This is a genomic window from Rhodanobacter sp. MP7CTX1, assembly GCF_014205795.1.
GTDB lineage: Bacteria > Pseudomonadota > Gammaproteobacteria > Xanthomonadales > Rhodanobacteraceae > Rhodanobacter.
Map to the genome: position 1 here is coordinate 56,088 of NZ_JACHCN010000016.1, position 26,457 is coordinate 82,544.

Consider the following 26,457-nt stretch of genomic DNA (forward strand, 5'->3'; position numbering starts at 1 on the left):
GACCCATCCGCTTTGTCTACCGACATGGGTGTGCCGTTGTGACCATCATGATTATTCAGGGGCCTCACGCAACCGCCAGATCTCTCAGCGCTGAACTTCTGAGTCATCTGCAGCAATTGGCGCGTGCGGCAGGTCGCACATTGGAGATGTGTACCTGCGGCGGCTTGCGTGAGTTCGTCGCACGCGTGCGCGCCGGGCGGTCGCAAGCCGTAGAGTTCATGCTGCTCGACCCAGGGGAACTTGCACAGCAGGTACAGGCGCATCCAGAGGCTGGCCTCGGCGATGCCCTCGATGAGCTGGCCACGCCCTATATCGAAGTCCACGACGACAGTGACGGCGCGCTGGAATCCAGGGACTGCTCGCACAGCGCCCCCCAGGCCACCATCATCTTCAATGGCGACCTGGCCGTCAGTTACAAGATCGCTCTGGGCATCGCGCTCAGGCAATTGAGCAGCTCACCGTAGATGCCGCTCTACGCACGTATGGAGCTCGACCAACGGGGGAGGTCGGCAGGCGCCGTGCTATCGGGGTTCATGGGGTCACTTGCATCGCTTGGGATTTGTAATATGATGATGATCATATCAACGCGGCGAGACGTCCATGCGCTACGACACCGAGCACAAGCAAAAGACCCGCACCAAGGTGCTGCAGGCGGCCGCGAAAGCGATTCGCGCTGACGGTCCGCATCGTGTCGCGGTAGCTGGCGTGATGGCCGATGCCGGGCTCACGCATGGCGGCTTCTACGCCCACTTCGCCTCCAAGGACGAACTGGTCGCCGCGGCGATCGAGCACATGTTCGATGAAACCCGCGCGCGCGCGCAGCACGAAATGGAAGGGCGCGGCCCCGCCGAAGGGTTGGTGGCGTATATCGATTTCTATCTCTCCAGGAAGCATCGCGATGCACGCGACAGCGGCTGCCCGATGGCTGCCCTGGCCTCGGACCTGCCGCGGCTGGATGAAGCGGTGCGCGAGCAGTTCGCTGACGGCGCAAGTCGACTTACCGCCACGCTGAGCGAAAAGCTCGCTGCGCTGGGTCACGTCAATGTCGACGCGGAAGCGCGCTCCATGGTCGCCGAGCTTATTGGTGCGCTTTCGCTGGCGCGCATCGAGCCTGATTCGAAACGCTCGGATGCCATCCTCTCCGCCTCACGCCATCAGCTGAAAGAGCGGCTGGGCCTGGAGGCAAGTGCGTGAGCATGGTGACCGACATCGGTGCCGGCCTGAGCGGGCTGGAGCAATTACGCGCGTTCATCGCGTCGGGCCAGCGGCCGGGTATCGCTGATGCGCTCGACTTCGACCTGGTCGAGGTGGCCGACGGCCGTGCGGTGTTCGCCGGAGTGCCGGGGCCGCATGCGTATAACCCGATGGGCATCGTGCATGGCGGTTACTTCGCCACGTTGCTCGATTCGGCCTGCGGCTGTGCCGTGCATTCGAAGCTGACTGCGCAACAAGCGTATACAACGCTGGAGTTGAAGATAGCCTTCCACAAGACGGTGACGGCGCAGACCGGTCGCGTTCGCGCCGAAGGGGCTGTGATCACGATCGGTCGTCGCGTGGCATTTGCGGAAGCCAGGCTGATCGACGCCAGCGGCAATCTCTACGCGACAGCCACGTCTACGTTGCTGGTGATGGAGCGATGAGCGCCGAAACGTTCCGTTTCGTCATCGCTTTCGCGCAGCAAGCCCGCAGCGCTTGCTCCTGTTGCGCCACGCATTGCTCGTCGCCGCGGTCACCGTGCGGCTGGAAGCAGCGAGAACGACTGAGGCACGACGCCAGGTATTCCCCGCAGCTTTCTTTTGAAAAGACTATGCCGGCGAATGTTGCATGACCCGGCGAAGAGCGATGGCGCTTCGCCAGGGCCCCCATACCCAGCCATCTCGACAGAGGTAACGAACGATGAAGATCAAGGGCAGCACGGCACTCGTCACGGGTGCCAATCGTGGATTGGGGCTGGCTTATGCGAAGGCATTGCTGGCGGCTGGTGCACGCAAGGTCTATGCGGGTGCACGCGACCCATCAACCGTTAAGCTGGCAGGTGTCGTGCCGCTGAAGCTCGATGTCACCAGCGCCGAAGACATTGCCGCAGCAGTGGCTGCATGCGGCGACGTTGACCTGGTGATCAACAACGCAGGGATCATCGGTACCGACGACTTGCTCGGCAGCAGCGGGGTGGAAGGACTGAGGTCGGTTCTGGAAACCAATCTGTACGGCGTATTCGCGGTGAGTCGCGCGTTTGCCCCGGTGCTGCGTGCCAATGGCGGTGGCGCACTGGTCAACATGCTCTCTGCCTTGAGTTGGGCCAGCCTGCCGACCACCGGTCCCTATTCGGTATCGAAGGCGGCCGCATGGTCGCTCACCAACGGCCTGCGCAATGAACTGCGCGAACAGGGCACCCTCGTGGTTGGCGTACACGCCGGTTACATCGATACCGACATGGTGAAGGGCGTCGATGGCCCCAAGTCGCGTCCCGAGGACATCGCGCAGGCAGTGCTTACGGGCATCGAGGCCGGCGAGCAGGAAGTACTTGCTGATGACACCGCGCGGCACGTCAAGGCGGGTTTCGCGCAGCCGCAGTCGATGTATCTCGGCGCAAGGAATGCCTGAGGCGACGGACAGCCAGCTCTTCGAGGGAGGTCTTCATCAAGAACGCAGCGATGAAGACTGCCTCGAAACCTGGTCTCAGGTCATCAGCGTTCGCCGAGGCCGCGACCACATTCAGGGGTAAGTCCTTTTCGAGAGGCTCTCAATCTGGGTCGCGGTGGGCGGTAGTTGACATTGCTATCGGAGCGCGACGACCCAGGCGACGACGTCCGTGGTCAGCGTATCCGAAGCTACGCCAAAGGCATTGACCGCGCTGACGACGGCCTTGTCGCTGGGCGCGGAGCGCGCCTCGAAGCTCCTTGTGGCGATGATTCGACGCGTGTGAACTTCGACGACCTGCGCGTCGTAGCGGATCACTACGATCGGTGCGCCGTTGATGTATTCCGTCTGAAAGGCCCGAAGCTGTCCGTCGAGTTCACGATCTGCACGTTCGTTCGCATCACCGTTGCTGACCAAGGCGAGGCGGGCATCCATCCGAAAAGCATCGACTAGACGGTCGCGTACCAGCACCGCTGCATCGTCACTCCAGCGTGCGCCCTGATACACGGTAATTCGCGATGCATCAGGCATCACGGCAATGCGGTTGGAATCCAAATATCCCGTCGCTTTCGGTGTGTTGATCCGCAGCGACCAGGTGACCGGCGGCGACGCAGAGGGTGGCGCCCCGGTAGCGGCCGGCAGCACGTAAACATCCCGTGTCTCAGCTTTGGGCAGGATGGAACAGCTCGCTACCGCCGCAGCGAGCAGCACCGCGATGCCGACTCCGATGGCTCGACGAATCATGGCTTGAATTCCTTGGTTTGTTCGCGACCCAGGATGTAACGCGTGGGATTGTCGTTGATCTGACGCACGATTTTGTGCAGCGAGTTGATCGTCTCGTGAAGCTCATGAATCGTCGGTCCGAGCTCAACCAGACCCTGCGCACCACTATCGATGGCGTCTCGATTGGCTACAAGAATATGGTCCAGCGACTCGCTGGTTCTCTCCAGCGACGCCAGGGTCTCGCGAGCGCTGGCAAGTGTCTGTACCCCTGGGCCGGTCACCAGGCCGTTGGCGTTGTCGATCAGCACCCTGGTTGCCTTGAGCGTGTCGTTGGCTTGTTTGCTGGCCAGGGCAAGTTGACTCAGCATCGCGTGGATATCTGCGCGATCATCGGACACCGTGCTGGTTATCTTGTCGATATGGTCGAGCGTTCGCCCGATGCGGGCCGTGTTCTCCGGCGATAGGAGGGCACTGGCGCGCACCACCGCCAGGTTGATGTTGGTGACAAGATCCTCGCCATTGCTCAGTAGTTTGGCCAGCGGCGACGGGTCCGCGATGATGCGCGGTACCGAGCCGTCTGTTGTTTCGAGAGGTTGGCTTGGCGGCGCTCCACCGCTGAGCTGGATGACGGCAACACCCGTGATACCCGTCAACGCGAGCTTTGCACGCGTATTGGTTCGCACGGGCACATCACCGCCAACACGAATTCGCGCGATGACTCGGCGTGGATCGGTGGGATCGAGTTGAATGCGATAAATCGTACCGACCTTGATGCCGTTGTATTCGACGGCACCGCCTCTGCCCAGGCCGGTCACCGCCTCGTTGAAAATGATGTCGAATTCGTGGAACTGACGCTCGGCGCTCGACCGTGCGAGCCAAACGGCAAACAAAAGGCCAGCGCTCACGATGAGCACAGTGAAAATTCCGATAAGCACATGGTGCGCGCGAGTTTCCATAGTCAGTCTCCGCGGGCTTCAATAGATGGGGCGGTGCGCTGCTCGGATTGAGCTGCTCGGCCACGAGGGCCGTGGAAATATTCGTTTACCCACGGGTCGTCTGCAGCAGCGACTTGCGCAAGCGTTCCCGCCACCAAAACCCGCTGGTGTGCCAGAACCGCCACGCGATCACAGACTGTGTACAAGGTATCCAGGTCGTGCGTGACGAGAAAAACGGTAATGCCGAGCGCGTTGCGCAAGGTCAGCAGCAGTTGGTCAAACGCTGACGCACTGATCGGATCAAGACCCGCCGTGGGCTCATCGAGGAACAGTACTTCGGGGTCCAGCGCCAGTGCGCGTGCCAGCGCAGCACGTTTGGTCATGCCACCGGAAAGTTGTGACGGATATTTCGCGCCAGTAGCAGCGGGCAAGCCGACCAACGCGAGTTTGACGGCCGCCAGATGCGTCGCGTTCGCGCGCGACATTCCGGTGTCCTCGATGAGCGGCATCGCGATATTTTCAAAAACGGTCAACGAGGAGAACAACGCGCCGTCCTGAAAAAGTACCCCGAAGCGTCGCTCGATAGCCGAACGCGCGTCCTCCGACAGGGCGAGCAAGTCCTGCGAGAAAACCCGGACGGACCCTGCATTCGGACGACGTAAACCAACGATGGATTGCAGCAGGACGGACTTGCCCGTACCCGAGCCACCCACCACGCCGAGGATCTCGCCCGGATAGATATCGAGGTCAAGATGATCATGGACAATCTGTTCGCCAAAGCGATTGACCAGGCCGCGCACCTCGATGATTGGTTTGGCGTCCATCACCATCCCATCTGCATATAGAAAATGGCGGCTATCGCATCGACCAGGATCACAACGAAGATCGACTGCACAACAGACGAAGTGGTGTGCTCACCCACCGATTGCGCGCTACCTGAAACCTTGAAGCCCTCCATGCATCCGATCGTTCCAATGAGGAACGCAAAGAACGGCGCCTTCGCGATCCCAATCAGAAATTGCGAGACCTTGATGTCGGCCTTGAAGATGGAAATGAACTGGACAGGTGAGGTGCCCAAAGTAAGCTGGCAAACCAGGGCGCCGCCGATAATGCCCGCCATCATCGCAATGAAGGTCAGCAGCGGCAGCGATATGAGCAAGGCGAGAACGCGCGGCATGACCAGCAGCTCCACGGGGTCGAGGCCCAAGGTTCGCAGGGCATCAATTTCTTCCCGCGCCTTCATGGAGCCGATTTGCGCGGCAAACGCGCTCGCGGTCCGGCCAGCCAGGAGGATGGCCGTGAGGATGACGCCGAACTCCCTGAGAAACGCGTAGGCAACGAGATCCACAGTAAAGATGGACGCGCCAAACCCCTTGAGGACGGACTCGCCGAGGAAGGCCACGACGGCGCCGACCATGAACGACAGCAGGGACAGGATGGGTACGGCGTCAAGCCCGATCTGTTCGACTTGCGCCACAAGCGAGGTCACGCGCCAGTGGCGTGGCTGGAATGCAGTCCGGGCGAACGTCTCGAAAATAAGTCCGATGAAGCCCAGCAGCGTGGCAGTCTGCTTGACGAAGTCCTCAACGGCGCAACCGATGCGCGCAAGCACGATGGGAATTACCGCGCGCTCACGCGGAGTGGGTGGTCTTGAGCAGTCGATCAGCGCCTTTCCAACCGCATCAAGAAGCGCGCGCCGCGTCGAGGGCATCGCTGACTGGGAGCTTAGGGACGCCAGGCGCGCCGGGCCGAACAGATCTGAAAGCAGGGAGGCGCCGGCCGTGTCGAGAGCGGCTATACCGGAGATATCAATCTGGGATCCGCTCATCACATCGGCGTTGATGCTCAGTATCTGCTCACGGATCGTGGCGTAGTGGGGAAGCGTCCAGTCACCGGTCGCTATCGCCACTGATTTGCCTTCGCGCGTCTCAAACCGAATAGAGCCGGTGCCTGCTGGTCTCGGCATCTGCATTCGATGTGGCGCAGTCGCATTCATTCGAATTTCCCAGGGGGATCCGTGACGCGTTTGTGCTCTACGTAATCAACTTGTCATTCGCAATGGGCGGCATGTAAGTCGACCGACAAATCGCGCTGGGGCCTCCGGGAAGCTACCGTCTTGGGTCAACGAAAGCGGCCACCGGTGTTCGATGTCTCTTAACGCGCCTGTTCGACTCCACTGGGATCATACTTCTTGATGATAGCGCCGAGAGAATGTTCGACATAGGGTCCGTCCACCGCAGTAGTCCGAAACGCCATTCACACTAACCAGCCCAGGAGAGTCGCGATGTCTTCATCTACCGAACAACGGCCGCCGCTTCCCCCGTTCACGCGTGAAACGGCCATTCTGAAGGTCCGTCTTGCCGAAGATGGTTGGAATTCCCGAGACCCGGCCAAGGTGGCGCTCGGCTATTCGTTGGACACCAAGTGGCGAAATCGCGCGGAGTTCGCGAACAACCGGGAAGAGGCGAAGGCGTTCCTCGAACGCAAATGGAAAAAAGAGCTGGACTATCGCCTGATCAAGGAATTGTGGGCGTTCAATGACAACCGGATCGCCGTGCGTTTCGCCTATGAGTGGCACGACGATTCAGGGAACTGGTTCCGCTCCTATGGCAACGAGAACTGGGAGTTCGGCGAAGACGGCTTGATGAAGCATCGTCATGCAAGCATCAACGATATGCCGATCCAGGAATCAGAACGTAAATATCACTGGCCCCTGGGCCGACGTCCAGATGACCACCCGGGCCTTAGTGAGCTTGGGTTGTAGGCAGGGTTACGATCCCAGGGCGCCGTCTTGCGCAGCCGCATGGCGCAAACCTGTCTGCCAAGGCATAGGGACTGCAGGACATCATCGCGACATATTTAATGGTCAGGGCCAGGCGTTCCGCGGCGTCCGCGTTTTTCGAGCGTCTCGCTGGCCCACAGAATCCTGGGGCACCTTCATCCTCCTTCAGACGCGGGTAACGATTCATCCGTAGGTCCGAACGATTTGCGGTCGGTGGATGCGAGCACGGCTTCGAATAGATCATCCATGCTCGTTCCTTTCGGTGCCGCAGCGAGTACTGGTTTGAGACGGCCGTCCAAAAGCAGCATGGAGAAGCCGTGGATCAGGGACCAGCCGCCGATGATGTTGCCCAACTCTTCGACGGAGGGTGTGTCGGTGACGACACCGCGTGCCTGAGCCAGCAATCTATAGGCCTCCGCGCGCGCTGCGACAAACGATGGACGACTGATGTCCAGGCGGTCCGAGCGAAACATCAATTGGAAGAGGGCAGGGTTCGCTCCGGCAAAGGCGACGTAGGCGCGCGCGCCATCCCAGCGCTTGCGATGGGGCGATGCGTTGATCTCCTTCAGTTGCGCGGCGAATCGTGCAAATCCCACGGCTGCCAGCTCGGTCAGCAGGCCGGGCAGATCGCCGAAATGATGGGAGGGCGCTGCGTGCGACACACCGGCTTCGCGAGCAGCTGCGCGCAAGGTAAGTGCAGGCAGGCCGTCTCGCCGAATGATGGTTTCGGCGGCCGCAAGAAGGGCCTCCCGCAAGGCGCCATGGTGGTAGGGGGTCGTTTTCATGGATTCAATCTTAACACTGTAAAGATTTTACTTGACAAGGTCTTGCAGTCGAATTTAAGCTATCTAGACACTGTAAAGATATGAGGCCCGCGGCTGCTCATAACGCCGCGCCGCAGGCCAACCCCACCGTCACCTCTAGTCAAAGGCGATACCCGACCAAGAGAGCGATCACCAGGCCACAGCAGCTCTGGTGGGAGACCCGATATGTACGTGCAGTTCGATCACCACCCCATGGACCAACGCCTGCGGATGCCCTCGGCGGCTGCGGGCGGTCAGCCAGACGGCCAAAGCGATCTGGCGAGTCCCTGTGAATTTGTTGCGGTCGATGGTGGTGCTGACGAGGTTCGCGCGTCGCTAGCGCGGCACGAGCCCCGTGGCCCGTGCACGCAGACCGCTTTCACGCCGGCCGATACGATCGTCGCGCGGATCTTCATGGGGCCGTGCGCGCTCTCGGTGAAGCTGGGAGCGCAGTGGATCAGCTGCGGCGAGGTGAGCGAGGGCTGTTTGCATGTGAGTCCCCCACAAGAGGGCGTGCGCACCGAATGGCGCGCCGCCAGAGAGGCGTTGATTCTGCATGTGCCTGTTCGCTATTGGCGTTCACGTGTGGCGAGTGATTTGCCCCTTGCGATGACCCCTCACGAGTTGGGTACATGTGTCGACGCGCCTTTATTGCAACTGGCAAAGATGCTCTTCTGCGCTGCGTTGGATGCGCACGATCCTGCTTTTGCCAGGCACCTGGTGGATGCCATCGTGGCGCGTATCAGTGTGTTGTTTGCGCAGCGCACGGTGCCGGCTGCTGCCGTTGTACGCAATGGGTTGCCGCGTTGGCGCCTGCAGCGTGTGGTCAGTTACGTCCGGGAGCACGTGAGTGACGCCATCAGCCTCGCGGATATGGCGGCGGCCGCAGGCATGTCCGCCATGCATTTCGCGGCGCAGTTTCGTGCAGCCACGGGACTTCGTCCGCATCACTATCTACTTCAGTGCCGTATCCAGCAGGCAAAAGTGTTGTTGATGGATACGACGCGCTCGCTGATCGATATTTCCATCAGCGTGGGATTTCGCACCCAGTCGCACTTCACCACGGTGTTCAAGAACTTCGAGTACACCACGCCCATGCAGTGGCGTCGAAATCGCGTGCAAGACATGCATTGATCGCGGCGCAACCAGGCCTCGCTTCTCAACCATCGGGCTATAGACCTTTTCTTATCGACCCGTCATAGGTAACCGACTCATGACCAACAAACGACATCGCACATCGACCAAGGCACCCTTTCTTGCGCGGGGTGCTGCATGAATCGCACCGTACTTATTTCTGGTGGCGGTGTGGCCGGGCTCGCACTCGCTTATTGGCTGCAACGCGAAGGGTTCACCACAACGTTGATTGAGCGATCGCCCGAGCTGCGCAGCGGAGGCCAGGCCGTCGATATTCGTGGCGTGGCATTGGACGTCGTGAAGGCCATGGGTCTCCACGATGCCGTTTATGCTCGCCGCACAAGGTTAGGCGGCATGTCGATTGTGGATGCCGAGGGTCGGGAGATCGAGCGTACGGAGGAGCGAACCTTCAGCGCAGGCCGTCTGGATAGCGACGATATCGAAATCTTCCGCGACGATCTTTGCGGGCTTTTGTTGAATCAGGTGGGTGAGCATGTCGAGTACATCTATGGCGACAGCATTACCGCCATCCAGCAGGATGCAAACAGCAACGCCGTGTCTTTTCGCAGTCACCCCGACCGACATTTTGACTTTGTGATCGGTGCCGATGGCGTTTACTCCAATGTGCGCAAGCTGGTGTTTGGCAGCGATACATCTTTTGTAAAACCATTAGGCGTCACGATGGCCTTGTTCACGACGCCGAACCTGATCGACCTGCAGAGCTGGCAGCTCGCTCATCGCGAAGAGACGGTCGGCTACGTGATTTACCCCAGCTTCGACCAGACGCAGTTGCGGGTGGGTGTGGGATTCGGCGCGGAGCCTGGCGAGGTGTCCCGTAACGACGTGGCCGCTCAGAAGGCGATGATTGCAACGAAGTGCAAGCATCTCGGCGGTTATTTCCCGCAGCTGCTCGACGCCATGCGTGATACGTCCCAGTTCTATTGTGGGGATCTCGCACAAATCCATATGCCGGGCTGGACGCAGGGTCGTGTCGCGCTGGTAGGGGATGCTGGCTATTGCGCGTCGCCGTTCTCGGGGCAGGGTACGAGCCTGGCGCTGGTGGGGGCGCTGATCCTGGCCAAAGCATTGGCGCAAACCCCTGAAGATTTCGCCTTGGCGTTCGCCGCCTATGAGGAGCGCATGCGGCCTTTCGTGAAGCTCAATCAGGAGCTGGTGGACATGGAGCGCCGCGGTCACGTCCCCGATGATCAACTCACTGCCGCGAAGTACGGTATCTCACTCGACGGTTTGCTTTAAGCCCAGCGTTACCCCGCGCAATGGCAGGTGTACAGCGCGCATCTGCCTTTGGTCTCATGCAAGACAAGCACGAAAGACAACGCATGGCCCATGCTTGCATGGTCCATGCGTGTCGGTGGTCTCCTCTCTTGGCGAGGCTTAGCGGCCGTGCTCGTTGGCCACGTCGGCGGCCAGGCGCAGCTCTTCATTCGCCTCGGTGAGCAGTTCCTTGGCACGGCCGGCGTGACCGCCGAGGCGTGAGTCGTTGTCGAATTGTGCGTCGCTGACAAGCTGCCACGCCTGAACAATGTATTCCTGCGCGCTGCGCAGGTTGCCGTGGCGGTTGCCGATATCCACGTGGGGCGCTCCCTGGGCCATGGTGGCGCAACCAAAGGTGCAGGCAGCGCCAAGCAGGGCGCCGATCAAAAATGCTTTCTTCATGTTGATGAACTCTCGTCGGATAGTGAAAGAAAATGGTCCGACCACGCCGGGTCGGGAATGGAATGAGACATCCTTGTTCGGCGAGCTGCCGATACGAGGTCGACGGCGATAGCAATCCTTCATCGGGTGCCGCTATGGAGCGTGCCGGTAGGCGCTGCTCCGGAGTGACTACCACTCGATCGCTTGATGACCTGTGAGCTTATGGTAGGCAGCTCGGCAGCCTCGCGTTTTCCTTACCGCACGCGGCTTTTTCAAATGCCACGGCGCAGACGCGTGGATCTGCTACTGGCGCTTAATCCGCTATGTGGCGACCAAAGGTGAGGCCTGCATTCGCGTCGAACAATTTGAGCAGGGTGTCGATGCGATGGTCGTAAGCGCGATCCAGGCAGGCGGCGTCAGCCTCACAGGCCTCGCGTGCCTTTAGCCATTGGCGCTGGTCGCTGCGCAGCATGTCGTCGAATTCGCGGTACGCCATGCCAGCGGCGGAAGGTTTCAAGCGCAATAGCAGTTGGAAGTAGGCCGCCAGTGTCACGTCTTTGGCACCCAGCGCGGGCGATGCGCACACAGCCTTCTCGGCGCGCGTCGATGCTTTGCCGCAATCGAAGCTTGCCACTTGGGCATGTGCAACACTTGCTGCAGCGAGTAAAAGTATTGAAAACAGTGCGCGGCGTGCGCTGTAACCATCCAGAGAGGCTAGCTGCGGGGAGTGGGCTGCATGGGTGGACTGATTCATGAATCATTGTCCTCGGGTTAGGCGTTGTATTCGTCATGGAGAGTTGTGCGGACGTACGCCTTCATTGTGTTGTTGTAGACCTGTGGCGCTTTGCACAAATGCACGGTCTTATGATCTGCATGAGCAGATAAATGGTGATGCATGAATAACCATCGTTCGTATTGGAAAGACGGCGTGGCAACTGGAAAGTAGAAGATGGCGTGCAGATATCACCATAAGCTTTCAAACGAAATGAGGTTGTTCGCCATGTGCCACGACTTTGTCCTGCTACGTCCACGCTATCGCCTTTGCGCGATGCTGCTTCTCGCGATACCGCTGGCGGGGCTTGCTCAAGCCCCATCCTCTTCCCAATACCAGTCACCACCGCTGGTAGTGCCGCAAATCCAGACGGGTAGACCGATTGTTGCCACGTACCGATGTGTCGGTGGTCAAAGTTTCAGGGTGACGTACTGGAATGCAACCAACGGACAGAGTTTTGCACTGCTGCCCGTGCAAGGCCGGCCGATGTTGCTGGTGAACGGCATGTCCGCAGACGGCGTGCGCTATCAGGCCGGCTTCGTAACGTGGTGGAGCAAGGGTCGGGGCGGCGATCTTTATGACACGCGTGTCAGCGCCGATAAACCGGTGCTGCGGGGATGTCAGTCGAAGTAGCAGGCGCCCTGAACAAAGGCCCAGGGTGCTGTTGGATTTCGGCCAAACCCTCACTCCGTTCGCCCTGAGCGTTGGCCTGTAGTGCCGAAATCGAAGGGCACGTGTCGAGTGCCCTTCGACTTCGCTGCGCTACCCTCGGGGCGAACGGAGGGACTGCTTGCGTTTGCTCAAGGTGTCGCGGCAGTGCAGGTGTTGGGGGCAGCCTTGCCATCGAAACGATCGGCGATCCAGGCAACCGCCTGCATCGCACTGTCGCTGCCGATAAGACCATGATGGACACCGGCCCACTCTTGATACATTACCGTGCTGCCAGCGGCGCATAGGCGCTGCACATAGGAGCGTGTGACCTCGGGCAGGACGAGGCGGTCGGCGGCACCCTGGGTTATCAGTACAGGTATATCAGACGGTAGCGTGCCAGGAATGTTTTGCTCAAGCAGCGAATGCCAGGGTTCCAGTTGAGTGACATCGGGTACGGAAAGAAACTGCTGTTCGAGCGGACGTTGCGAGTAATGCCGTAGCACCATGTCGTAGATTGATTCGATGCATTCGTTGGCTAGCGCATTGACCGCAGGCATCGCGGCGGGTTGCACGACCTGATCGATCGGTGCGCCATAGACGCGTTGCCATGACCATAGCGTCATCGCGGTGACGTTACGGCCGCCATCGGTGTCCGCATCATCGCGGAGCAAGGTCTTCAGGTCGGTCGCGGGCGCCGCAGCAGCGACGCCCTGCAGACGTAGTTCGGGTGCGTATTCGCGCGCAATGATGGCGCTGAACAAGGCGGCCTGACCACCTTGCGAGTGTCCCCACACGGCATACCGATCACTGGCTTGCGCACCGGGCAATTGCCGCGCCGCGCGTACCGCATCGATTACCGCACGTGCTTCGCTTACGCCCACCAGATAGGGATGCGGCCCTGCGGTACCCAACCCTGGGTAGTCCGTTGCCGCCACGATGTAGCCGTGTCGCACCATGTCGCGCAGGCCCATCATGGTCTGGAAAACGAAAAGCGCTTCAGATGGCGCGCAGCGAGATACGACCCCGGTGGTGGGATGAGCCCAGGCCACGATGGGACGTCCGTCGGCAGGTGCAACGCCTGCCGGAATCACCACCACCCCGGAAACGGCGATCGGCTCGCCGTGCAGGCCCATCGAGCGATACAACACGCGATAAGCGTTGGCACCCAAGGGCGCACCGCTCATCGGCTCCATGCGAATGATGGAACCAGGCACGCCCTGCGCCTGTTGCACGTCATACGTGTAGAACGCATCGCTGGCGTGCGCCTGGTCGATGCCGAGTACGGCCTCGCCCAAGCTTGCGCCGGCCAGTGTCAGCATCACCAAAGCCAGCGCGCTGGCCACGCGTCGGCGCTCTTTGGCGAAGGACTTTTTCGGCTCTACAGTCATCGCTGTGCCCTGAGACCGCTGGTTCGTAGGCATCGCGCTCATCCTGCGGCCATGGCCCACGTAATGAAGCCGGTGTTGATCAGGGTGAAGACCATGCCAACGATGAAGACACCGTCTGCCGCGTAGGCGATCCGGTGATTTTGCTTGCGATTGCGCGTGCGTAATGCCCAATACGACAGCAACGCCGACAGCAGATACAACATGGCGTTGATGGAGAGCAGGTCATCGCCGGTCACGTCCTGGCTGCGCAACTTGATGACCATGCGAAGTATGCCAACCACGGTCAGGCATACGCCGACCATGACCGATGATGCAGTGAGGATGTGCACGCAGATGTCTTCATCGAGCGCTCTGCTGCGACAGATCCGGGTGTCCGCCGTTACGGGCGTAGAGGGTAGGGCGCGGTGTGCAAGTTTCATGGCGTCGGTATGGGACAAGTGATCATGAGAGTTTGGCTGGTGGCCAGCGGGTGGCTGCCCGTGAGTCAGTGACAGAGTGCTGATGCACCTTGCTCATGACCTTGGTAGGCATGGCGCATTGTGGCGACAGCACCTGCGGCGGCCTTTTCGATTGGCAGGCACGCTTTCAAATTCGAACGGTCGTCGCATGGCGCACTGCTTTTCGGCCCGCTGAATGCTCGGCTGCCAAGGACATGGGGTCTTGGGGGTGGGGTGGACTTGGCGACTGTGATGCATACAATGCAACACAAGAATCCATACATTTGAGTGCCGCGATGCCAAAACTCCGCGAATTGAGCTGGACGCCGAGCCTGCCGGCCAACCGGGGCCCGATGTATCAGGCCATCGCCGATGCCATTGCAGGGGACATTCAGGCGGGACGACTCTCTCCCGGCGACCGCCTGCCAACGATGCGGGCGCTGGCGTCGTGGCTCGGCATCGACTTCACGACGGTTACCCGGGCCTATTCCGAGGCGGCCCGGCGCGAACTGGTGGACACGGAAGTGGGCCGTGGCACGTTCGTGCGCAAGCGGCCTTTGCCGCCACCGCGCACGGTGACGGTCGGCGCGGTGGAAATGAGCATGAACCATCCGCCCGAATTCGACGACGCCGCTTTGTATTCACGCATGTGGCAAAGCATGCGCAGCGTGGAAGCCATCGGGCCGGATCTGTTGATGCGTTACCAGCCGCCGGGCGGCACCAGCCATGGTCGTAACGTAGGCACGCGCTGGCTGACGCCGCGTATTCCTGACCTGTCGCCAGATCGCCTGATCGTGTGTTCGGGCGAGCAGGGGAGCCTGCATGCCGTGCTTGGTTTGCTCATGTCGCCCGGTGACACGCTGGCGGTCGAAGCACTGACTCATCCGGGCATACGCGCGCTGGCTGCGCTGTTGCGCATCCGGCTGGTGCCGGTGGCGATGGACGAGCATGGCGTGATACCCGAAGCACTGGAGACGGTATTTCGGGAGCAAGGCCCCAAGGCCTTCTATTGCATGCCGACGCTGCACAATCCAACGACCATCACGCTGTCATTGGCTCGCCGCGAAGCGGTAGCAGCGGTGGCGACCCGGTATGACGTGCCGATCGTCGAGGACGACGACTACGGCGCGCTTACGGAGCTCTCGCCGCCGCCATTGGCTGTGCTGGCGCCCCATCTGACGTATCACATCGCGGGCCTCGCCAAGTGCCTGTCGCCGGCACTGCAGATGGCCTATCTGGTGGCGCCCAATGCCTGGACTGCCGCACGCCTGACGTCCGTGTTGCGCGCGACGGCAGGCACGGTGGCTCCACTCAGTGCCGCGGTGGCTTCGCACTGGATCGAGGATGGCACGGCCGCGCTGGTGATGCGCGCCATCCGGGAAGAGTCGGCCGAGCGGCGCGCGATCGCTCGCCGCATGCTACCTCGCACGCAGCTGGCGATGCCCGCAGAAGGCTTCCACCTATGGCTGCGCTTGCCTGAGCCATGGACCAGTGGCGAATTCGTCGGTGGCCTTCGCCACGCCGGCATGGGCATTGTAGGACGCGAGGCATTCAGCGTAGGGCCGTCGCCCGAGGCGGTGCGCATCGCCCTGGGAGCCAATACATCGCGTCAGCAACTCACGGACGGCCTGGGTATGGTTGCTGATCTGCTCACGCAGTTGCCCATGATGTCTTCGACTGTTGTCTGAAAGCGAGCAGGGCTTTTCGGATCAGTCGTTTTTCGAAGGGCGTAGCTGGAGAATTTCCGCGCTGGCGCGCGGAACCTCGCTGATGAGCGACGCCGGACGATAGTTATGGCGCCGCCAAAGACTCGGCGTAGTACCGGTGAAGCGTTTGAACACGGTAGTGAAGTGCGCTTGCGTGCAAAAGCCCACATCCAGCGTGATGTCAATCAGTGCGCGATCCGTCGTTGCCAGCAGCGTCTTTGCGCGATCGATCCGACAGGCCAATAGATAGTCGTGTGGACGCTGGCCGGTGGCGATACGAAACTGTGCCGCAAAATGCATGGGTGACAGGCTCGCTGCGGCGGCCATATCCGACAGCGTGATGGTTTGGCCCAGGTGCAGCTGCACATACTCGCGCACGCGCTGCAGTCGCCAGCGCGGCAACGCAATGCGTCGTGGTGGCTGACCGTCGGTCAGCTGGGCTTGCGTCAGCAGGTGGAAATAGCGTGACACCATGGCGGCAGCCACCCGCTCGGCATATTGCCAACCGCACATCTTGTCGTCGGCGGCCAGCAGGGCGCGCCCGAGCTGCGCGATCGCATCGTCCTGAGACACGCCCACCGATGCAAGGCCGCCCAACAAGTGCAGACCATTCGAAGCCTCGGCCATCCGGCGCATGAAGGCCTCGGACAGATGCAGGTGCAGAATCTCGCAAGGCGTATCGAACTGCGCGCGTAAAGTCTGCCCTGGCGCACTCAATAGAAAGCTGCCGCTGCGCCATTCGCCTTGATGGATCTTGCCGGCATCGGTGGACAGTGCTAGCTGCGTCGTCCGCATGAAAAGGCTGGCCACGTAGTAGCCACGCGGATTGCGTGCCGCATAGTCGCGCGTCGTTTCGCGTTGATCGCTCCAGTACGAGGCGACCACCTGGCGTCCGCTGCGTTCGACGTCCACTTCCGGCAGGCGCCATGACAACTCGCTGTGGACGGCGGCTACATGACGAACCGGTGCGGTGTGGCGATGACCGCGATGTCCTTGCGAAGACATCGTTGTCATTTGAGCGTAGATCTGATGCATCTGTCCTTCCTCCCGAGGTGGACAAGTCACCTAACCCCTGCTGCTCTGCACATTGATTGGATAATGTGGCTAAAGTCAGAAAATAGTATGCATACAATTTTGGCGTGTCAAGTGCAATTTTGTCCTGAACGGGCCGCCAACGGCTCGCGCAACCCGGCGATATATCGCTCATAGTCCGCGCAAAGGCCGCTTGTGGGCTTGAGTTCGCCGAGCGCCGCGTCATATAACGATGGCACGCTAATTGTATGGATTTCCTGATCCGATCCATGGGGGCCAGGCCTGATCGCGGCAGCGCTTCATGTGACGCTGTGCTGCCGGGCGAGCGCTGTGGCCGGAGTGAAGCTGGGCTGATCACGCTCTGCGCCCAAGCCTGTTCGCTGCGCACCGTTCGATTTGGAAACGAATCATGCGCAGTGAAAAAAGGCGGTGCGTATCGGGAAAGGCCATCGCCACCCACGTGGAAGACTGCGCTCCTTCTTACCGGTGGGGTAGCCGCGTGCACTTGATGTCGCGAACAGGTCTGCCGCCGGAAGAACCGTCAAACTTTTCCGGAGTGGCACATGATCATCAACAGCACCACCCATGCCCTTACGACCTTGGCATGCGCCATCGGCCTTGCCGTCGCCGCGACGACGGCCGTTGCGAGCGGTACCGATTCGACCCCGCCTGCCGCCGTTCAGACAAACTCAAATGCAACCTCGGTGGCCCCGCTGCCACCCGATCAGCTCGACTCGCTGGTGGCACCTATCGCGCTGTATCCAGACGCACTGGTGGCGCAGTGCCTGAACGCCGCCACGTTTCCCGATCAGGTTGCCATCGCCAGCTACTGGTTGAGCCAACACAGTTCTCTTACCGGTATCGCGCTCGCTGCCGCTGTAAACAGTCAGTCGTGGGATCCCAGTGTCAAGGCACTCACGCAGTTCCCTGGCGTGTTGGCCGATCTGGCACAAAATCTCGCCTGGACATCCGGTCTTGGGCAGGCTTATCACAACCAGCCGGCGGACGTGATGGATGCGGTGCAGGCGATGCGCGCGAAAGCACAGGCCGCGGGCAACCTGCATTCGACGCCGCAGATTCGAGTGGTGCAACAGGCGCCGCAGACGATCGTCATCCAGCCGGCCAATCCGCAAGTCGTCTATGTGCCGCAATACAACCCCACGGTGATTTACGGCGCACCCTTTGTCGTGCCGTATTACCGACCTGTCTTCGTGGCCGTCGCACCCACCATCTCCTTTGGCGCAGGCATCGTCATTGGTGCGGGGTGGGGCGGCGGGGTCGGCATTGCTGGCATAGGCGGGGGTTTCAACTGGGGCTTCAATGCATGGAATGTGCGGTGGGGTGGTGGTGGCATCGGTGGTGGTGGCGCCGTCATCTACAACCACAACACGTACATCAACAACACGTACATCCACAACACGTACATCCACAACAATATCTGGCACGGCAACAGCTACTCCTATAACGGTTACCGGCCATGGGGGCCGGGTCCCCATGGGCCGTGGCCCTATGGGCCGCACCCTTATGGCTATGGACCGCACGGCTTCGCGCCCGGCAGTGATGCCATGCATCGCTACGACAATCAGTTGGCGCGGCGCTATCCCGCCGATGGCGGCGACACATGGAAGCACGATGGTTACGGCCCAGCGGGCGCCGCTCGCGAAGGCTTTGGGCCACACGGCGATGCTTACTCGCATGACGCAGACGCGCACGCGTTCGGTGGCGGCCCAGCGGGCAATCGGCCGGGTGGTTGGCAAGATCGCGGCGACGACGGGCACTTCAACTCGTTTGCCGGCAATCGTCCTCGCTCGGCCTGGAACGGCAATGGTGCGTCCAGCCGTGCCGAGAGTTTTCGCGGGCACGCCAGCATGGCCCGCGCTCGTCAGGCGCCGCACTGGGGCGGCGGCCGCCGTCGTTGATTTCGCTTGTGCCGGGAACTCTCAATCTCCAACTTTTATAGGTGAATCATGAAAGCAGTTGTTTCTCTCAGCCACACGAAACGAGTCAGTGCGCGCGCGGTTTGTACGCTTGCGATGGCGATCGCCGCCAGCATGGGGCTTTTGCACGTCAATCAGGCGATCGCGCAGTCCTCGCAGGAATACTTTTCCCAGCCCGAACAGGCCGGCCAGGCCTTGGCGGATGCCGTTCGCTCCGATGACGACTTCGCGGTGGCCACCATCCTCGGTCCCGCGGCCCCGAAATTCTCATCCGGCGATCAGACCGAAGACGCCAACGCGCAAAAAGCCTTCGTGCGCAAATACGACGTGATGCATCGGTGGGCACGCCTGAATGATGGCAGCGAAATTCTTTATGTCGGTGCGGACAACTACGCCTATCCCTTTCCGCTCAAACAGGATGGTGCTCAACGCTGGCATTTCGACGGCTTCGCTGGCGCGGATGAAATACAGGCGCGCCGCATTGGCGGCAACGAACTGCTCGCTATGGATGCCATCAACGCGATCGCTGGCGCGGAAGAGGCATACAAAGTGAAAGAGCGGCAGTACGCGGCGCGTATCATCAGCAAGCCAGGCGCACACGATGGTTTGTATTGGCCAGCAAGCAAAGACGAGTCGCCAAGTCCGCTCGGCGATCTGCGCGACCTGCAGGTCTGCACTTCCTGCGCTGGTGGCGGCCAGGTGTTCGACGGCTATGTATTTCGCATCCTGACGGCGCAGCAGGCGAGCGCCAACACCGGCACATCGAGCTTCGTGGTGAACGGCAAGATGACCGGCGGTTTTGCGGTGCTCGCCAGCCCCGTCAGCTATGGCAACACCGGCATCATGAGTTTCCTCATCGACCGCGATGGTGTCCTTTATCAAAAGGATCTGGGTGCGACAACAACGACCGTCGCCTCGGCTATCCATTCCTACAACGCCAAGGATGGTTGGGAAGTAGCAAACTAGAACATCAACGCAAAGGATGTGCAGTTTGTACTTGAGGCCCGACACCGGAGTGGTGTCGGGTTTTTTTGCAGTGTCCCTGCCAATGTCCTTTGCTGCACGTCGGCGAGCGTGCTCCTTTAGAGTCATGCGTAGCGTTGCGCGCGAAACAGCAAGGCAGATTGCCCTTTTGAAATGGGTCCTCGGCGTGCGACGGGAGATCCATGAGTTCGTGCGCGTTCGCGCGCCCATCGATATCTCATCTCCCATTTGAGGCTTGTTCGATGTCCCCGACGCGCATCGGCAGCCTGCCGCCGCTTGCAAAATGCATCACCCGCTCGTCTTCATTTCCTCGTAAGGGCCTCTCGATTCGGATTCGCCGCTTCCAGTCATTCCGATAGGAACATATCGCGCACGTAATGATGCGAATTGGAAAGTTGCGTGGAAATTGGAAATCGTCACGCATGTGGCTCCGCAAGAATGCTATCGAATCAAAGCAACTTGCGAGTATTTCCATGGACAACGATTTCAACCAGCCATTCGTTTGCGCCGATTGCCGCTTCGTCTATGGCGAGATATTGGCGTTCGACAGCCATCCGGATAGGGATCCGCCCCCTTGTCCGCGCTGCGGCGCCCGCAATGGAGCTGTATCGACGATTGAATGCATTTACGACACCGCGTGGGCGTCACTCATGCGCCTATGACAGGGCTGGCCAGGCGCCTTCGCTCGCGCCCCTCTCGTCCTCCCCGGAGAAGAGTGCGCTCAATCGTTGGTCAACCCGATACTGCATCCGCGCGATGCACCATCACACCCTGCTTCGAGAATGCCGTACGCGTGGCGCGGTCGGCTGAGCGCTCGACGACCAGATGCTGAACTCGCGCGAGATCGGCCACCTGATATGCTGCCACCGCGCCCAGCTTGTCGTCAGTGGCCACCACCACGGTTTCGTCGCTGGCTTCGATCATTGCGCGTTTGAATAGCGCTTCCTCGCTGTCAAAACCCCACAGACCGTGTGCGGCATCGATGGCGCAAGTTCCGGGAAAGCACAGGTCTGCGCGTAGCCTTCTCACTTGCTCCACTGCCTGCGCGCCGATGGCGCCGCCAATGGAAGGACTGATGCGGCCGCCGACCAGCAGCACTTCGAAATCTTCGCGATCCAACAGCAATTGCGCGATATGCGGCGCATTGGTGATCACACTGAGCCCGATGCCCATCGGCAGCGCCGCTGCGATGGCGACATTGGTGGTGCCGGCGTCGATCAACAGTGTCTGTCCCGGCTTCACCAGGCTCACAGCCTGGCGTGCCAGCGCTTGCTTGCGCAGTGGGTGCTCATTGCGCCGTTGCTTAAGCGGCGTCAGCGTGATTGCGGGCAGCAGCGCGCCGCCATAGACGCGTTTGCACAAGCCTTGTGCCGCAAGTTCACGCAGATCGCGTCTGATGGAATCTTCCGATACCTCGAATGCCTCGGCCAGCTCGGCCGCCACGACGCGTCCTTCGTTGCGCAACCGTGCCAGGATCCGCTGCTGACGCTCCCCCGGAAACACATTGCGATCGTCGATTGAAGGCGGGGACTTAGCCATGGCTCATCGCCCATGTTCCGCGTTCGAGCAAGCCGAGTTCTACCAGGTGTTCGCGCAGGCCAGCCGGATCGTGGAACCACCAGCCATGCATGCCCAGCGGCTCGACCGCCGCCACGTTACGTGCAGAGTCGTCGATGTAAAGTGCCGTGGCGGGATCGACCGCATAGCGCTCCAACAGTCGCTGGTAGATGCGTGGATCAGGTTTCACCAGGCCTTCCTCGCCGGACACCACAATGCCTTCGAACCACTGCAGGAAGGGATAAAGCTGCCGCGCGACCGGAAACGTCTCTTGCGACCAGTTGGTGAGCGCCAGCAGGCGCACGCCGCGCGTCTTCAGTTCCGCCAATATCTCAACGCTGCCTTCGATGGGGCCAAGCAGGGTCTCCTTCCAGTGCAAATGATAGGCGTCGATCAGCCCGGCATGCTCCGGGAAGCGTGCACGGAGCAGCGCGGTCCCTTCGGCCCACGGACGGCCGGCATCCTGCTGTTCGTTCCATTCGCTGTTGCACACTTCGCGCAGGAACCATTCCATCTGCGCATCATTTTCGATCAATTGACGGAACAAGCGTCGCGGATCCCAACCGATGAGCACGTTCCCAAGATCAAAAATTACCGTATCGATACGTTCGCCCATCACCGCACCATCCTCGCCGACAAACCCACCAGCGCCAGTAATCCGGCCATCGCCACGAAAGCGACCGACAAACTACTGGCATGCGCTACAAAACCGATCGAGGCCGGCCCGCTCAGCAAGCCTACATAGCCCAGCGTGGTCGCGGTGGCGATCGATACTGCTGGTGGCGTGCCAGGCAGATGGCCGGCCGCACTGAACATCACCGGCACAATATTGGAAGCGCCAAGGCCGATCAGCACGAAGCCAAGCAATGTCGCCATCGTCAGCGGTACGCAGGCCACCAGCAGAAAGCCCGCCACCGCAACGCCGGCACCTACGCGCACCGTCCATACCGGACCGTGACGCGCGATCAGTCGGTCGCCGGAAAAGCGTCCGGCCGCCATCGCCACCGAAAAGCATGCATAGCCGAAGCCGGCCGATGCCGGTGGCATGCCCCGTACGTCGCGAAGGAATAGGGCGCTCCAATCCAGCATCGACCCTTCGGCCATGAAGCTGACGAAGCACATGAGGCCCAGCAACCACGCACGCGCGGGCGGCATGCCGAGCCGGCTTTTCTGCCCGATATCCACGCGGTACGAAGACGTATCGCCACGCAAGCCATTGCGCAGCCACAACACGGTCAAAGCCAGTGCGATCGCGATCGTGATGGCAGCGCCGGGCAACGCCAGCCCAAGCGCCAGCAGGCCGCTCAGCAAAGCGGCACCCGACAAGCCGCCCACGCTGAAAAGCCCATGAAAACCGGACATCAGGCGATCGCCACTGCGGTGTTCCACCTCGACGGCATAGGCGTTCATCGCCACGTCCACCGCACCCAGCATCACCCCGAAATAGAGCAAGGTGCCCACCAGCATTGTGACGCTGGATACCTGCGCGAGCGCGGGCAATGCCAGGCACATCAGTAGTCCGGCCGACACGATCACCGCGCGGTTACCCCACCGGTGCGCCAGCCAGCCCACGAATGGCATCGACAGCATCGAACCGCCACCGAACGCCAGCAGCGCCGCACCCAGCTGTGCGTCGTTCAGCCCGAGGTGAACCTTGACGTACGGCACCATCGGCGCCCAGGTCGACATGGCTATGCCGGAAACCAGAAAGATCAGCCGCGTGGCCCGCCGCGCGGTGGGGAGCGAAGCGGCACCGTCGCTGACAGCGACGGGGTCAGGGGTCGTTTCCACACGTAGTTTACCTTGTCAATATTGCGGACAAATATATACAAACGTGCATAAACGTGCAAACGATTCACCACGCCAAGTCGTCGCGAAGTGCGGTCGACGCTGTCAATGACGACTAGCGTGACGTAGCACGGGGGATCGGTACCTCAAGGAGGCCCTGCGATCGAATGCTGCTTCAGGAGGCCTGCGGCAAGTAGCTGGGTCTGGTCGCCGTCAGGCCTTGCTTCACTTGCACGGTGCGTTCATCGGCCAGCACCTCGTCCAGGCCCGATTCGAGTCCGTCGAGCGCGCGTTTGACGATTTCCTCAGCACTCGACTTCGGGGCATCGAACTCGCGCGCCAGGTCGGTATCGACAAAGCCCATGTGCAGTCCCAGCACCTGCGTCTTCTGCGCCGCCAGTTCGAGGCGCAGGGCATTGGTGAGCGACCACGCGGCAGACTTGCTCGCCGAATAGGCGGCCATCGCGCCGCTCACCCACGAGACCACCGACAGCACATTGAGCAACGCGCCACCGCCGTTGGCCTTGAGGATCGGCGCAAAGGCCTTGCTCATGTGCAACATGCCGAAAAAGTTGGTCTCGAAAATGCGTCGCGTGACGTCTACGCTATCCGCTGCAAGAAAGCCGCCGGACTGAGCGATGCCGGCGTTGTTGATCACAAGCGTTACGTCTGACGCCTGTTTTGCGGCTGCCGCCACGTCGTCCGGGTTGGTGACGTCGAGTCGCAAGGGCAAAACACCAGGCTGCGTGATCGTTGCGGGGTCGCGCGCGCCGGCGTAGACCTTGCGGGCGCCGCGGGCGAGCAACTCGCGTGTGAAGACCAGGCCGAGCCCGCGATTGGCTCCGGTGACAAGGACAGTAGCGTTTTCAATTTTCATAAGAAACTCCAAGGGTGGGGAAAAGCAGCAGGAGCGTCGCTTTTAAGCCGGTCGTGAACCGGTTCGTCCGCCGATGGCACGACGAACCGGCTGGGCCATGCGTTACGCCGTGATCACTTCCGTGACAACTTCAATATTGCCCTTCGTTGCCTGGGAGTAAGGGCACAGCTGATGAGCCAAGTGCGCAATAGCTTCCGCCATGGCCTGGTCCACGCCCGGAATGCGGACGGTGAACTTGGCTCCAAGGGACCAAGCCGGGCTGGTCGTCTCGCCCATATTGACCTGGAGGTCAACCGACGTGTCTGCGGGCAGCGCGACCTTCTTCATCGAGGCAGCGGCACCCAGGACGGTAATCCAGCAGGCCGACCACGCGCCTGCGAAAAGCTGCTCGATGGTGGGATGCAGTTCGGCGGCCATGAACTCATAGCTTTTTGCACCCGCGGCCGACACCTTGATGTCGACGACGCCATGCTCGCCACGCTGAACGGCGGGGTCACGGTTGACCTTGGTGTGGGCCAAGCCGGAGTAACGGACTTTTTCGATCTTGATCATGAGACATTCCTCACAAGAGGTTTTTTGGGGGGCATATATCGCGTGAGCCGATCGTCCCCGAGAGGAGTCGCTCTTTCATGGGGTGATCGGATGGATGGAAAGGCTAGAACTTTCCAAATCGAGGCACTAGACGGTAGATTTGAGAGGCAACCTTCCACAGGTGAGAGGGCATGGACCGACTTGAAACCCTGACCATCCTGCTGAACAGTGAGCGGGCTCGGCGAGAAGCTGTTTCTTGAGTCGAACGCGCTCACTCCCATGCTCAAGAAGCTGGAGGGAATGGGCTTTGTGGAGCGCTTGCGCGATGCGGAAGACGAGCGCGTCGTCCGCGTTCACCTGACCAGGAGTGGGCGCCGCCTTCGTGAAAAGCCTGACCTGAGGACTTTACGAATTTTTATAGCAAAGGCGTTCGCGCAATCGTGGCGTTGCGAAGTCCAGGAATGCACGCAGCTTGAGTGGTACGTGGCGTTGTCGCGGATACACCAGGCTTGCGGGCATGGGCGTGGGTTCGAATGCCTCAAGCAACCGGACCAGTGCCCCTGACTTCAGTGGGTCGACGATTTGGTCCGACAGGACGCGGGCGATGCCGGCGTCGGCGATGGCAGCGATGACTGCTGCTTCTGCCGAATTCACAGTGAGGCGCGAGGATACCTGAACCACCTGCGAGGTTTGGCCCGAACGAAACTCCCATTTGTCTGCGGCGGAATATCCCTCGTAGGTAATGCAATCGTGTGAGAGAAGGTCGTCTGGATTTTTTGGTGCGCCGTGTGATTTGAGGTAGGCGGGACTGGCACACAGCACGCGGCTGATGAGTGCTATGCGCGTGGCCACCATATCGCTATCGGGAAGTTCGCCGAGGCGTACGGCGACATCGACATGTTCTTCCAGCAAGTTCGCGACGCGATCGCTCAGCTGGATACGCGCGCGAATTTCCGGATACGCGTGCAGGAACTCCACCAGCACGGGGACAACATGATGACGGCCGATGACCTGCGGTGCGCTGATGATCAGCTCTCCCTGGGGCGAGCGATACTCGCCCGTCGCCGTGCGCTCGACCTCCACGAGGTCTTCCAGGATGCGCCGACACGAGGCGACGTAATCACGACCCGCATCGGTCAGAGTGAGCTTGCGCGTGCCTCGCAACAAAAGGCGGACATGCAGGTGTTCTTCCAATTCCGACACACGACGGCTGACGGTGGCCAGCGGAATGTGCAGCTGGCGACTGGCCGCGGAAAGGCTACCCGTGTCCACCGCTGCCAAAAGGATCGTCATGGCTTCGAGTCGGTCCACAGCCTTTCACCGGTGGAAGGATGCCTACCGAATTTACCGCCTAGTGGGTGGATCCGGAAGGGCCTAATTTCTACCCGTTCCATGCGCCGCGCAAAAGAACAGTTCCACTCGGCGGCGACCGGTACTTCTAGCCTCCAGGAGACACGCCATGTCCAAGACCACGTATCCCGCCAACCGAGCTGCCTATCTGCTGGTCGATCCGTACAACGATTTCCTGTCCGATGGTGGCAAGGTTTTTCCCTTCATCAAGCCGATTGCCGACCAAGTCGGGCTACTCGACAACCTGCGTAAGCTCGATCGTGAGGTGCGCGACCACAACGTTCCCGTCTTCTTCGTTCCGCATCGCCGCTGGGAGCCGGGCGACTATGAAAATTGGGACCACCCCAATCCCAACCAGAAGAGGGTGTTCCAGGGTCACCATTTCGCACGCGGCGAGTGGGGTGGTGAATGGCATCCGGACTTCACACCGAAGGCGGGAGACACGATCGTGCATGAGCATTGGGGTTCGAGCGGGTTCGCCAACACTGACCTCGACTTCCGCCTGAAGCAGAAGGGCATCACGCACGTCATCGTCGCAGGCCTTCTGGCGAACACGTGCATCGAGTGCACGGCACGCTATGCAAGTGAGATGGGCTACCACGTCACGCTGGTCCGCGATGCCACGGCCGCGTTCAAACCGGAGATGATGCATGCCGCGCATGAGCTCAATGGCCCCACCTTCGCACACTCGATCGTGACGACGGACGAGCTCGTCGCGAGCCTGGCGGAGTAAGCGAGGGCCGGCAATGGCGTATTGTCTCTTCTTCCGCGGCC

The 26,457-nt window shown here is 60.8% G+C and carries 29 protein-coding genes; 13 read left to right on the plus strand and 16 right to left on the minus strand.

Annotated features, from left to right (window positions below; translation table 11 throughout):
* The first annotated feature begins 38 nt into the window (after positions 1 to 38).
* From HDE77_RS16880 to HDE77_RS16895, 4 genes are all read left to right on the plus strand, one after another.
* Positions 39 to 464 (plus strand): hypothetical protein, encoded by a 426-nt coding sequence (locus tag HDE77_RS16880; protein ID WP_184419087.1) that lies wholly within the window; start codon positions 39 to 41, stop codon positions 462 to 464.
* Between the two features lie 136 nt (positions 465 to 600).
* Positions 601 to 1,194 carry a TetR/AcrR family transcriptional regulator gene (locus HDE77_RS16885; RefSeq protein ID WP_184419088.1) on the plus strand — a complete coding sequence of 198 codons (594 nt, stop codon included), beginning with the start codon at positions 601 to 603 and terminating at the stop codon, positions 1,192 to 1,194.
* A gap of 2 nt (positions 1,195 to 1,196) precedes the next feature.
* Entirely contained in the window at positions 1,197 to 1,640 is a 444-nt protein-coding gene (locus HDE77_RS16890) for a PaaI family thioesterase (protein ID WP_221444339.1), read from the plus strand.
* A 256-nt stretch (positions 1,641 to 1,896) separates the two neighbouring features.
* The gene (locus HDE77_RS16895) at positions 1,897 to 2,604 is read left to right on the plus strand and encodes an SDR family oxidoreductase (RefSeq protein WP_184419090.1); all 708 of its coding nucleotides are present in this window, start codon (positions 1,897 to 1,899) and stop codon (positions 2,602 to 2,604) included.
* Between the two features lie 174 nt (positions 2,605 to 2,778).
* Here the strand turns inward: HDE77_RS16895 and HDE77_RS16900 are convergent, their stop codons facing one another.
* From HDE77_RS16900 to HDE77_RS16915, 4 genes are read right to left on the minus strand one after another with little or no spacing between them, the layout of a single operon-like run.
* A complete protein-coding gene (locus tag HDE77_RS16900) occupies positions 2,779 to 3,384 on the minus strand; it encodes an ABC-type transport auxiliary lipoprotein family protein (protein WP_184419091.1) in 606 nt (201 codons plus the stop codon).
* Positions 3,381 to 4,319 carry an MlaD family protein gene (locus tag HDE77_RS16905; protein WP_184419092.1) on the minus strand — a complete coding sequence of 313 codons (939 nt, stop codon included), beginning with the start codon at positions 4,317 to 4,319 and terminating at the stop codon, positions 3,381 to 3,383. Before HDE77_RS16905 ends, HDE77_RS16900 begins: the two co-directional genes overlap by 4 nt.
* 2 nt (positions 4,320 to 4,321) lie before the next feature.
* Complete coding sequence (locus HDE77_RS16910; RefSeq protein ID WP_221444327.1) at positions 4,322 to 5,128, minus strand: ATP-binding cassette domain-containing protein; 807 nt, start codon at positions 5,126 to 5,128, stop codon at positions 4,322 to 4,324.
* A complete protein-coding gene (locus HDE77_RS16915) occupies positions 5,122 to 6,294 on the minus strand; it encodes an ABC transporter permease (RefSeq protein ID WP_255482778.1) in 1,173 nt (390 codons plus the stop codon). Before HDE77_RS16915 ends, HDE77_RS16910 begins: the two co-directional genes overlap by 7 nt.
* A 288-nt stretch (positions 6,295 to 6,582) precedes the next feature.
* Between HDE77_RS16915 and HDE77_RS16920 the strand changes: the two genes are divergently transcribed.
* Positions 6,583 to 7,062: a nuclear transport factor 2 family protein gene (locus HDE77_RS16920; protein WP_184419094.1), complete on the plus strand. Its 480-nt coding sequence runs from the start codon at positions 6,583 to 6,585 to the stop codon at positions 7,060 to 7,062.
* 173 nt (positions 7,063 to 7,235) lie between these two features.
* On the opposite strand, the gene HDE77_RS16925 is transcribed toward HDE77_RS16920, so the two are convergent.
* Positions 7,236 to 7,865 carry a WHG domain-containing protein gene (locus HDE77_RS16925; protein ID WP_184419095.1) on the minus strand — a complete coding sequence of 210 codons (630 nt, stop codon included), beginning with the start codon at positions 7,863 to 7,865 and terminating at the stop codon, positions 7,236 to 7,238.
* A 204-nt stretch (positions 7,866 to 8,069) separates the two neighbouring features.
* On the opposite strand from HDE77_RS16925, the gene HDE77_RS16930 reads away from it, so the two are divergent.
* Together HDE77_RS16930 and HDE77_RS16935 are read left to right on the plus strand one after the other, a co-directional pair.
* A complete protein-coding gene (locus tag HDE77_RS16930; RefSeq protein ID WP_184419096.1) occupies positions 8,070 to 9,017 on the plus strand; it encodes a helix-turn-helix domain-containing protein in 948 nt (315 codons plus the stop codon).
* 138 nt (positions 9,018 to 9,155) lie between these two features.
* Positions 9,156 to 10,274, plus strand: coding sequence for an FAD-dependent monooxygenase (locus HDE77_RS16935; protein ID WP_184419097.1), 1,119 nt, complete (start codon positions 9,156 to 9,158; stop codon positions 10,272 to 10,274).
* A 138-nt stretch (positions 10,275 to 10,412) separates the two neighbouring features.
* Here the strand turns inward: HDE77_RS16935 and HDE77_RS16940 are convergent, their stop codons facing one another.
* Both HDE77_RS16940 and HDE77_RS16945 read right to left on the minus strand, forming a co-directional pair.
* On the minus strand, positions 10,413 to 10,694 hold the full coding sequence (locus HDE77_RS16940) for a hypothetical protein (protein WP_221444328.1): 282 nt from the start codon (positions 10,692 to 10,694) through the stop codon (positions 10,413 to 10,415).
* A 292-nt stretch (positions 10,695 to 10,986) separates the two neighbouring features.
* A complete protein-coding gene (locus tag HDE77_RS16945) occupies positions 10,987 to 11,427 on the minus strand; it encodes a lysozyme inhibitor LprI family protein (RefSeq protein WP_184419098.1) in 441 nt (146 codons plus the stop codon).
* Between the two features lie 246 nt (positions 11,428 to 11,673).
* Here HDE77_RS16945 and HDE77_RS16950 point away from each other — a divergent pair, with 246 nt between their 5' ends.
* Positions 11,674 to 12,078 (plus strand): MliC family protein, encoded by a 405-nt coding sequence (locus tag HDE77_RS16950; protein WP_221444329.1) that lies wholly within the window; start codon positions 11,674 to 11,676, stop codon positions 12,076 to 12,078.
* Between the two features lie 167 nt (positions 12,079 to 12,245).
* On the opposite strand, the gene HDE77_RS16955 is transcribed toward HDE77_RS16950, so the two are convergent.
* Positions 12,246 to 13,517: a lipase family protein gene (locus HDE77_RS16955; protein WP_221444330.1), complete on the minus strand. Its 1,272-nt coding sequence runs from the start codon at positions 13,515 to 13,517 to the stop codon at positions 12,246 to 12,248.
* Between the two features lie 5 nt (positions 13,518 to 13,522).
* A complete protein-coding gene (locus HDE77_RS16960; protein WP_255482779.1) occupies positions 13,523 to 13,903 on the minus strand; it encodes a hypothetical protein in 381 nt (126 codons plus the stop codon).
* A 314-nt stretch (positions 13,904 to 14,217) separates the two neighbouring features.
* Here HDE77_RS16960 and HDE77_RS16965 point away from each other — a divergent pair, with 314 nt between their 5' ends.
* Positions 14,218 to 15,609, plus strand: coding sequence for a PLP-dependent aminotransferase family protein (locus tag HDE77_RS16965; protein ID WP_184419099.1), 1,392 nt, complete (start codon positions 14,218 to 14,220; stop codon positions 15,607 to 15,609).
* A gap of 21 nt (positions 15,610 to 15,630) precedes the next feature.
* Here the strand turns inward: HDE77_RS16965 and HDE77_RS16970 are convergent, their stop codons facing one another.
* Complete coding sequence (locus HDE77_RS16970) at positions 15,631 to 16,662, minus strand: AraC family transcriptional regulator (protein ID WP_184419100.1); 1,032 nt, start codon at positions 16,660 to 16,662, stop codon at positions 15,631 to 15,633.
* Between the two features lie 560 nt (positions 16,663 to 17,222).
* Here HDE77_RS16970 and HDE77_RS16975 point away from each other — a divergent pair.
* The 3 genes from HDE77_RS16975 to HDE77_RS16985 all read left to right on the plus strand — a co-directional run bounded on the left by HDE77_RS16975 (position 17,223) and on the right by HDE77_RS16985 (position 20,242).
* Complete coding sequence (locus HDE77_RS16975) at positions 17,223 to 18,578, plus strand: DUF3300 domain-containing protein (protein ID WP_184419101.1); 1,356 nt, start codon at positions 17,223 to 17,225, stop codon at positions 18,576 to 18,578.
* Positions 18,579 to 18,626: 48 nt separating this feature from the next.
* Positions 18,627 to 19,562, plus strand: coding sequence for a DUF2950 family protein (locus tag HDE77_RS16980; protein WP_184419102.1), 936 nt, complete (start codon positions 18,627 to 18,629; stop codon positions 19,560 to 19,562).
* Positions 19,563 to 20,002: 440 nt separating this feature from the next.
* The gene (locus tag HDE77_RS16985; protein ID WP_184419103.1) at positions 20,003 to 20,242 is read left to right on the plus strand and encodes a hypothetical protein; all 240 of its coding nucleotides are present in this window, start codon (positions 20,003 to 20,005) and stop codon (positions 20,240 to 20,242) included.
* A 70-nt stretch (positions 20,243 to 20,312) separates the two neighbouring features.
* Here HDE77_RS16985 and HDE77_RS16990 read toward each other — a convergent pair whose 3' ends face one another.
* The 6 genes from HDE77_RS16990 to HDE77_RS17015 form a co-directional block, all read right to left on the minus strand.
* Complete coding sequence (locus HDE77_RS16990) at positions 20,313 to 21,119, minus strand: DeoR/GlpR family DNA-binding transcription regulator (RefSeq protein ID WP_184419104.1); 807 nt, start codon at positions 21,117 to 21,119, stop codon at positions 20,313 to 20,315.
* On the minus strand, positions 21,112 to 21,753 hold the full coding sequence (locus tag HDE77_RS16995; protein WP_184419105.1) for an HAD family phosphatase: 642 nt from the start codon (positions 21,751 to 21,753) through the stop codon (positions 21,112 to 21,114). Before HDE77_RS16995 ends, HDE77_RS16990 begins: the two co-directional genes overlap by 8 nt.
* Positions 21,753 to 22,928 carry an MFS transporter gene (locus HDE77_RS17000; RefSeq protein WP_184419106.1) on the minus strand — a complete coding sequence of 392 codons (1,176 nt, stop codon included), beginning with the start codon at positions 22,926 to 22,928 and terminating at the stop codon, positions 21,753 to 21,755. The genes HDE77_RS16995 and HDE77_RS17000 overlap by 1 nt, the downstream gene beginning before the upstream one ends.
* Before the next feature lie 172 nt (positions 22,929 to 23,100).
* Positions 23,101 to 23,802: an SDR family oxidoreductase gene (locus tag HDE77_RS17005; RefSeq protein ID WP_184419107.1), complete on the minus strand. Its 702-nt coding sequence runs from the start codon at positions 23,800 to 23,802 to the stop codon at positions 23,101 to 23,103.
* Between the two features lie 102 nt (positions 23,803 to 23,904).
* A complete protein-coding gene (locus tag HDE77_RS17010; protein WP_184419108.1) occupies positions 23,905 to 24,354 on the minus strand; it encodes an Ohr family peroxiredoxin in 450 nt (149 codons plus the stop codon).
* A 384-nt stretch (positions 24,355 to 24,738) separates the two neighbouring features.
* Positions 24,739 to 25,626 carry a LysR family transcriptional regulator gene (locus HDE77_RS17015; RefSeq protein ID WP_184419109.1) on the minus strand — a complete coding sequence of 296 codons (888 nt, stop codon included), beginning with the start codon at positions 25,624 to 25,626 and terminating at the stop codon, positions 24,739 to 24,741.
* A gap of 166 nt (positions 25,627 to 25,792) precedes the next feature.
* Here HDE77_RS17015 and HDE77_RS17020 point away from each other — a divergent pair, with 166 nt between their 5' ends.
* Positions 25,793 to 26,416, plus strand: a complete 624-nt coding sequence (locus HDE77_RS17020; RefSeq protein WP_184419110.1) for an isochorismatase family cysteine hydrolase — start codon at positions 25,793 to 25,795, stop codon at positions 26,414 to 26,416.
* Positions 26,417 to 26,457 lie beyond the last annotated feature (41 nt).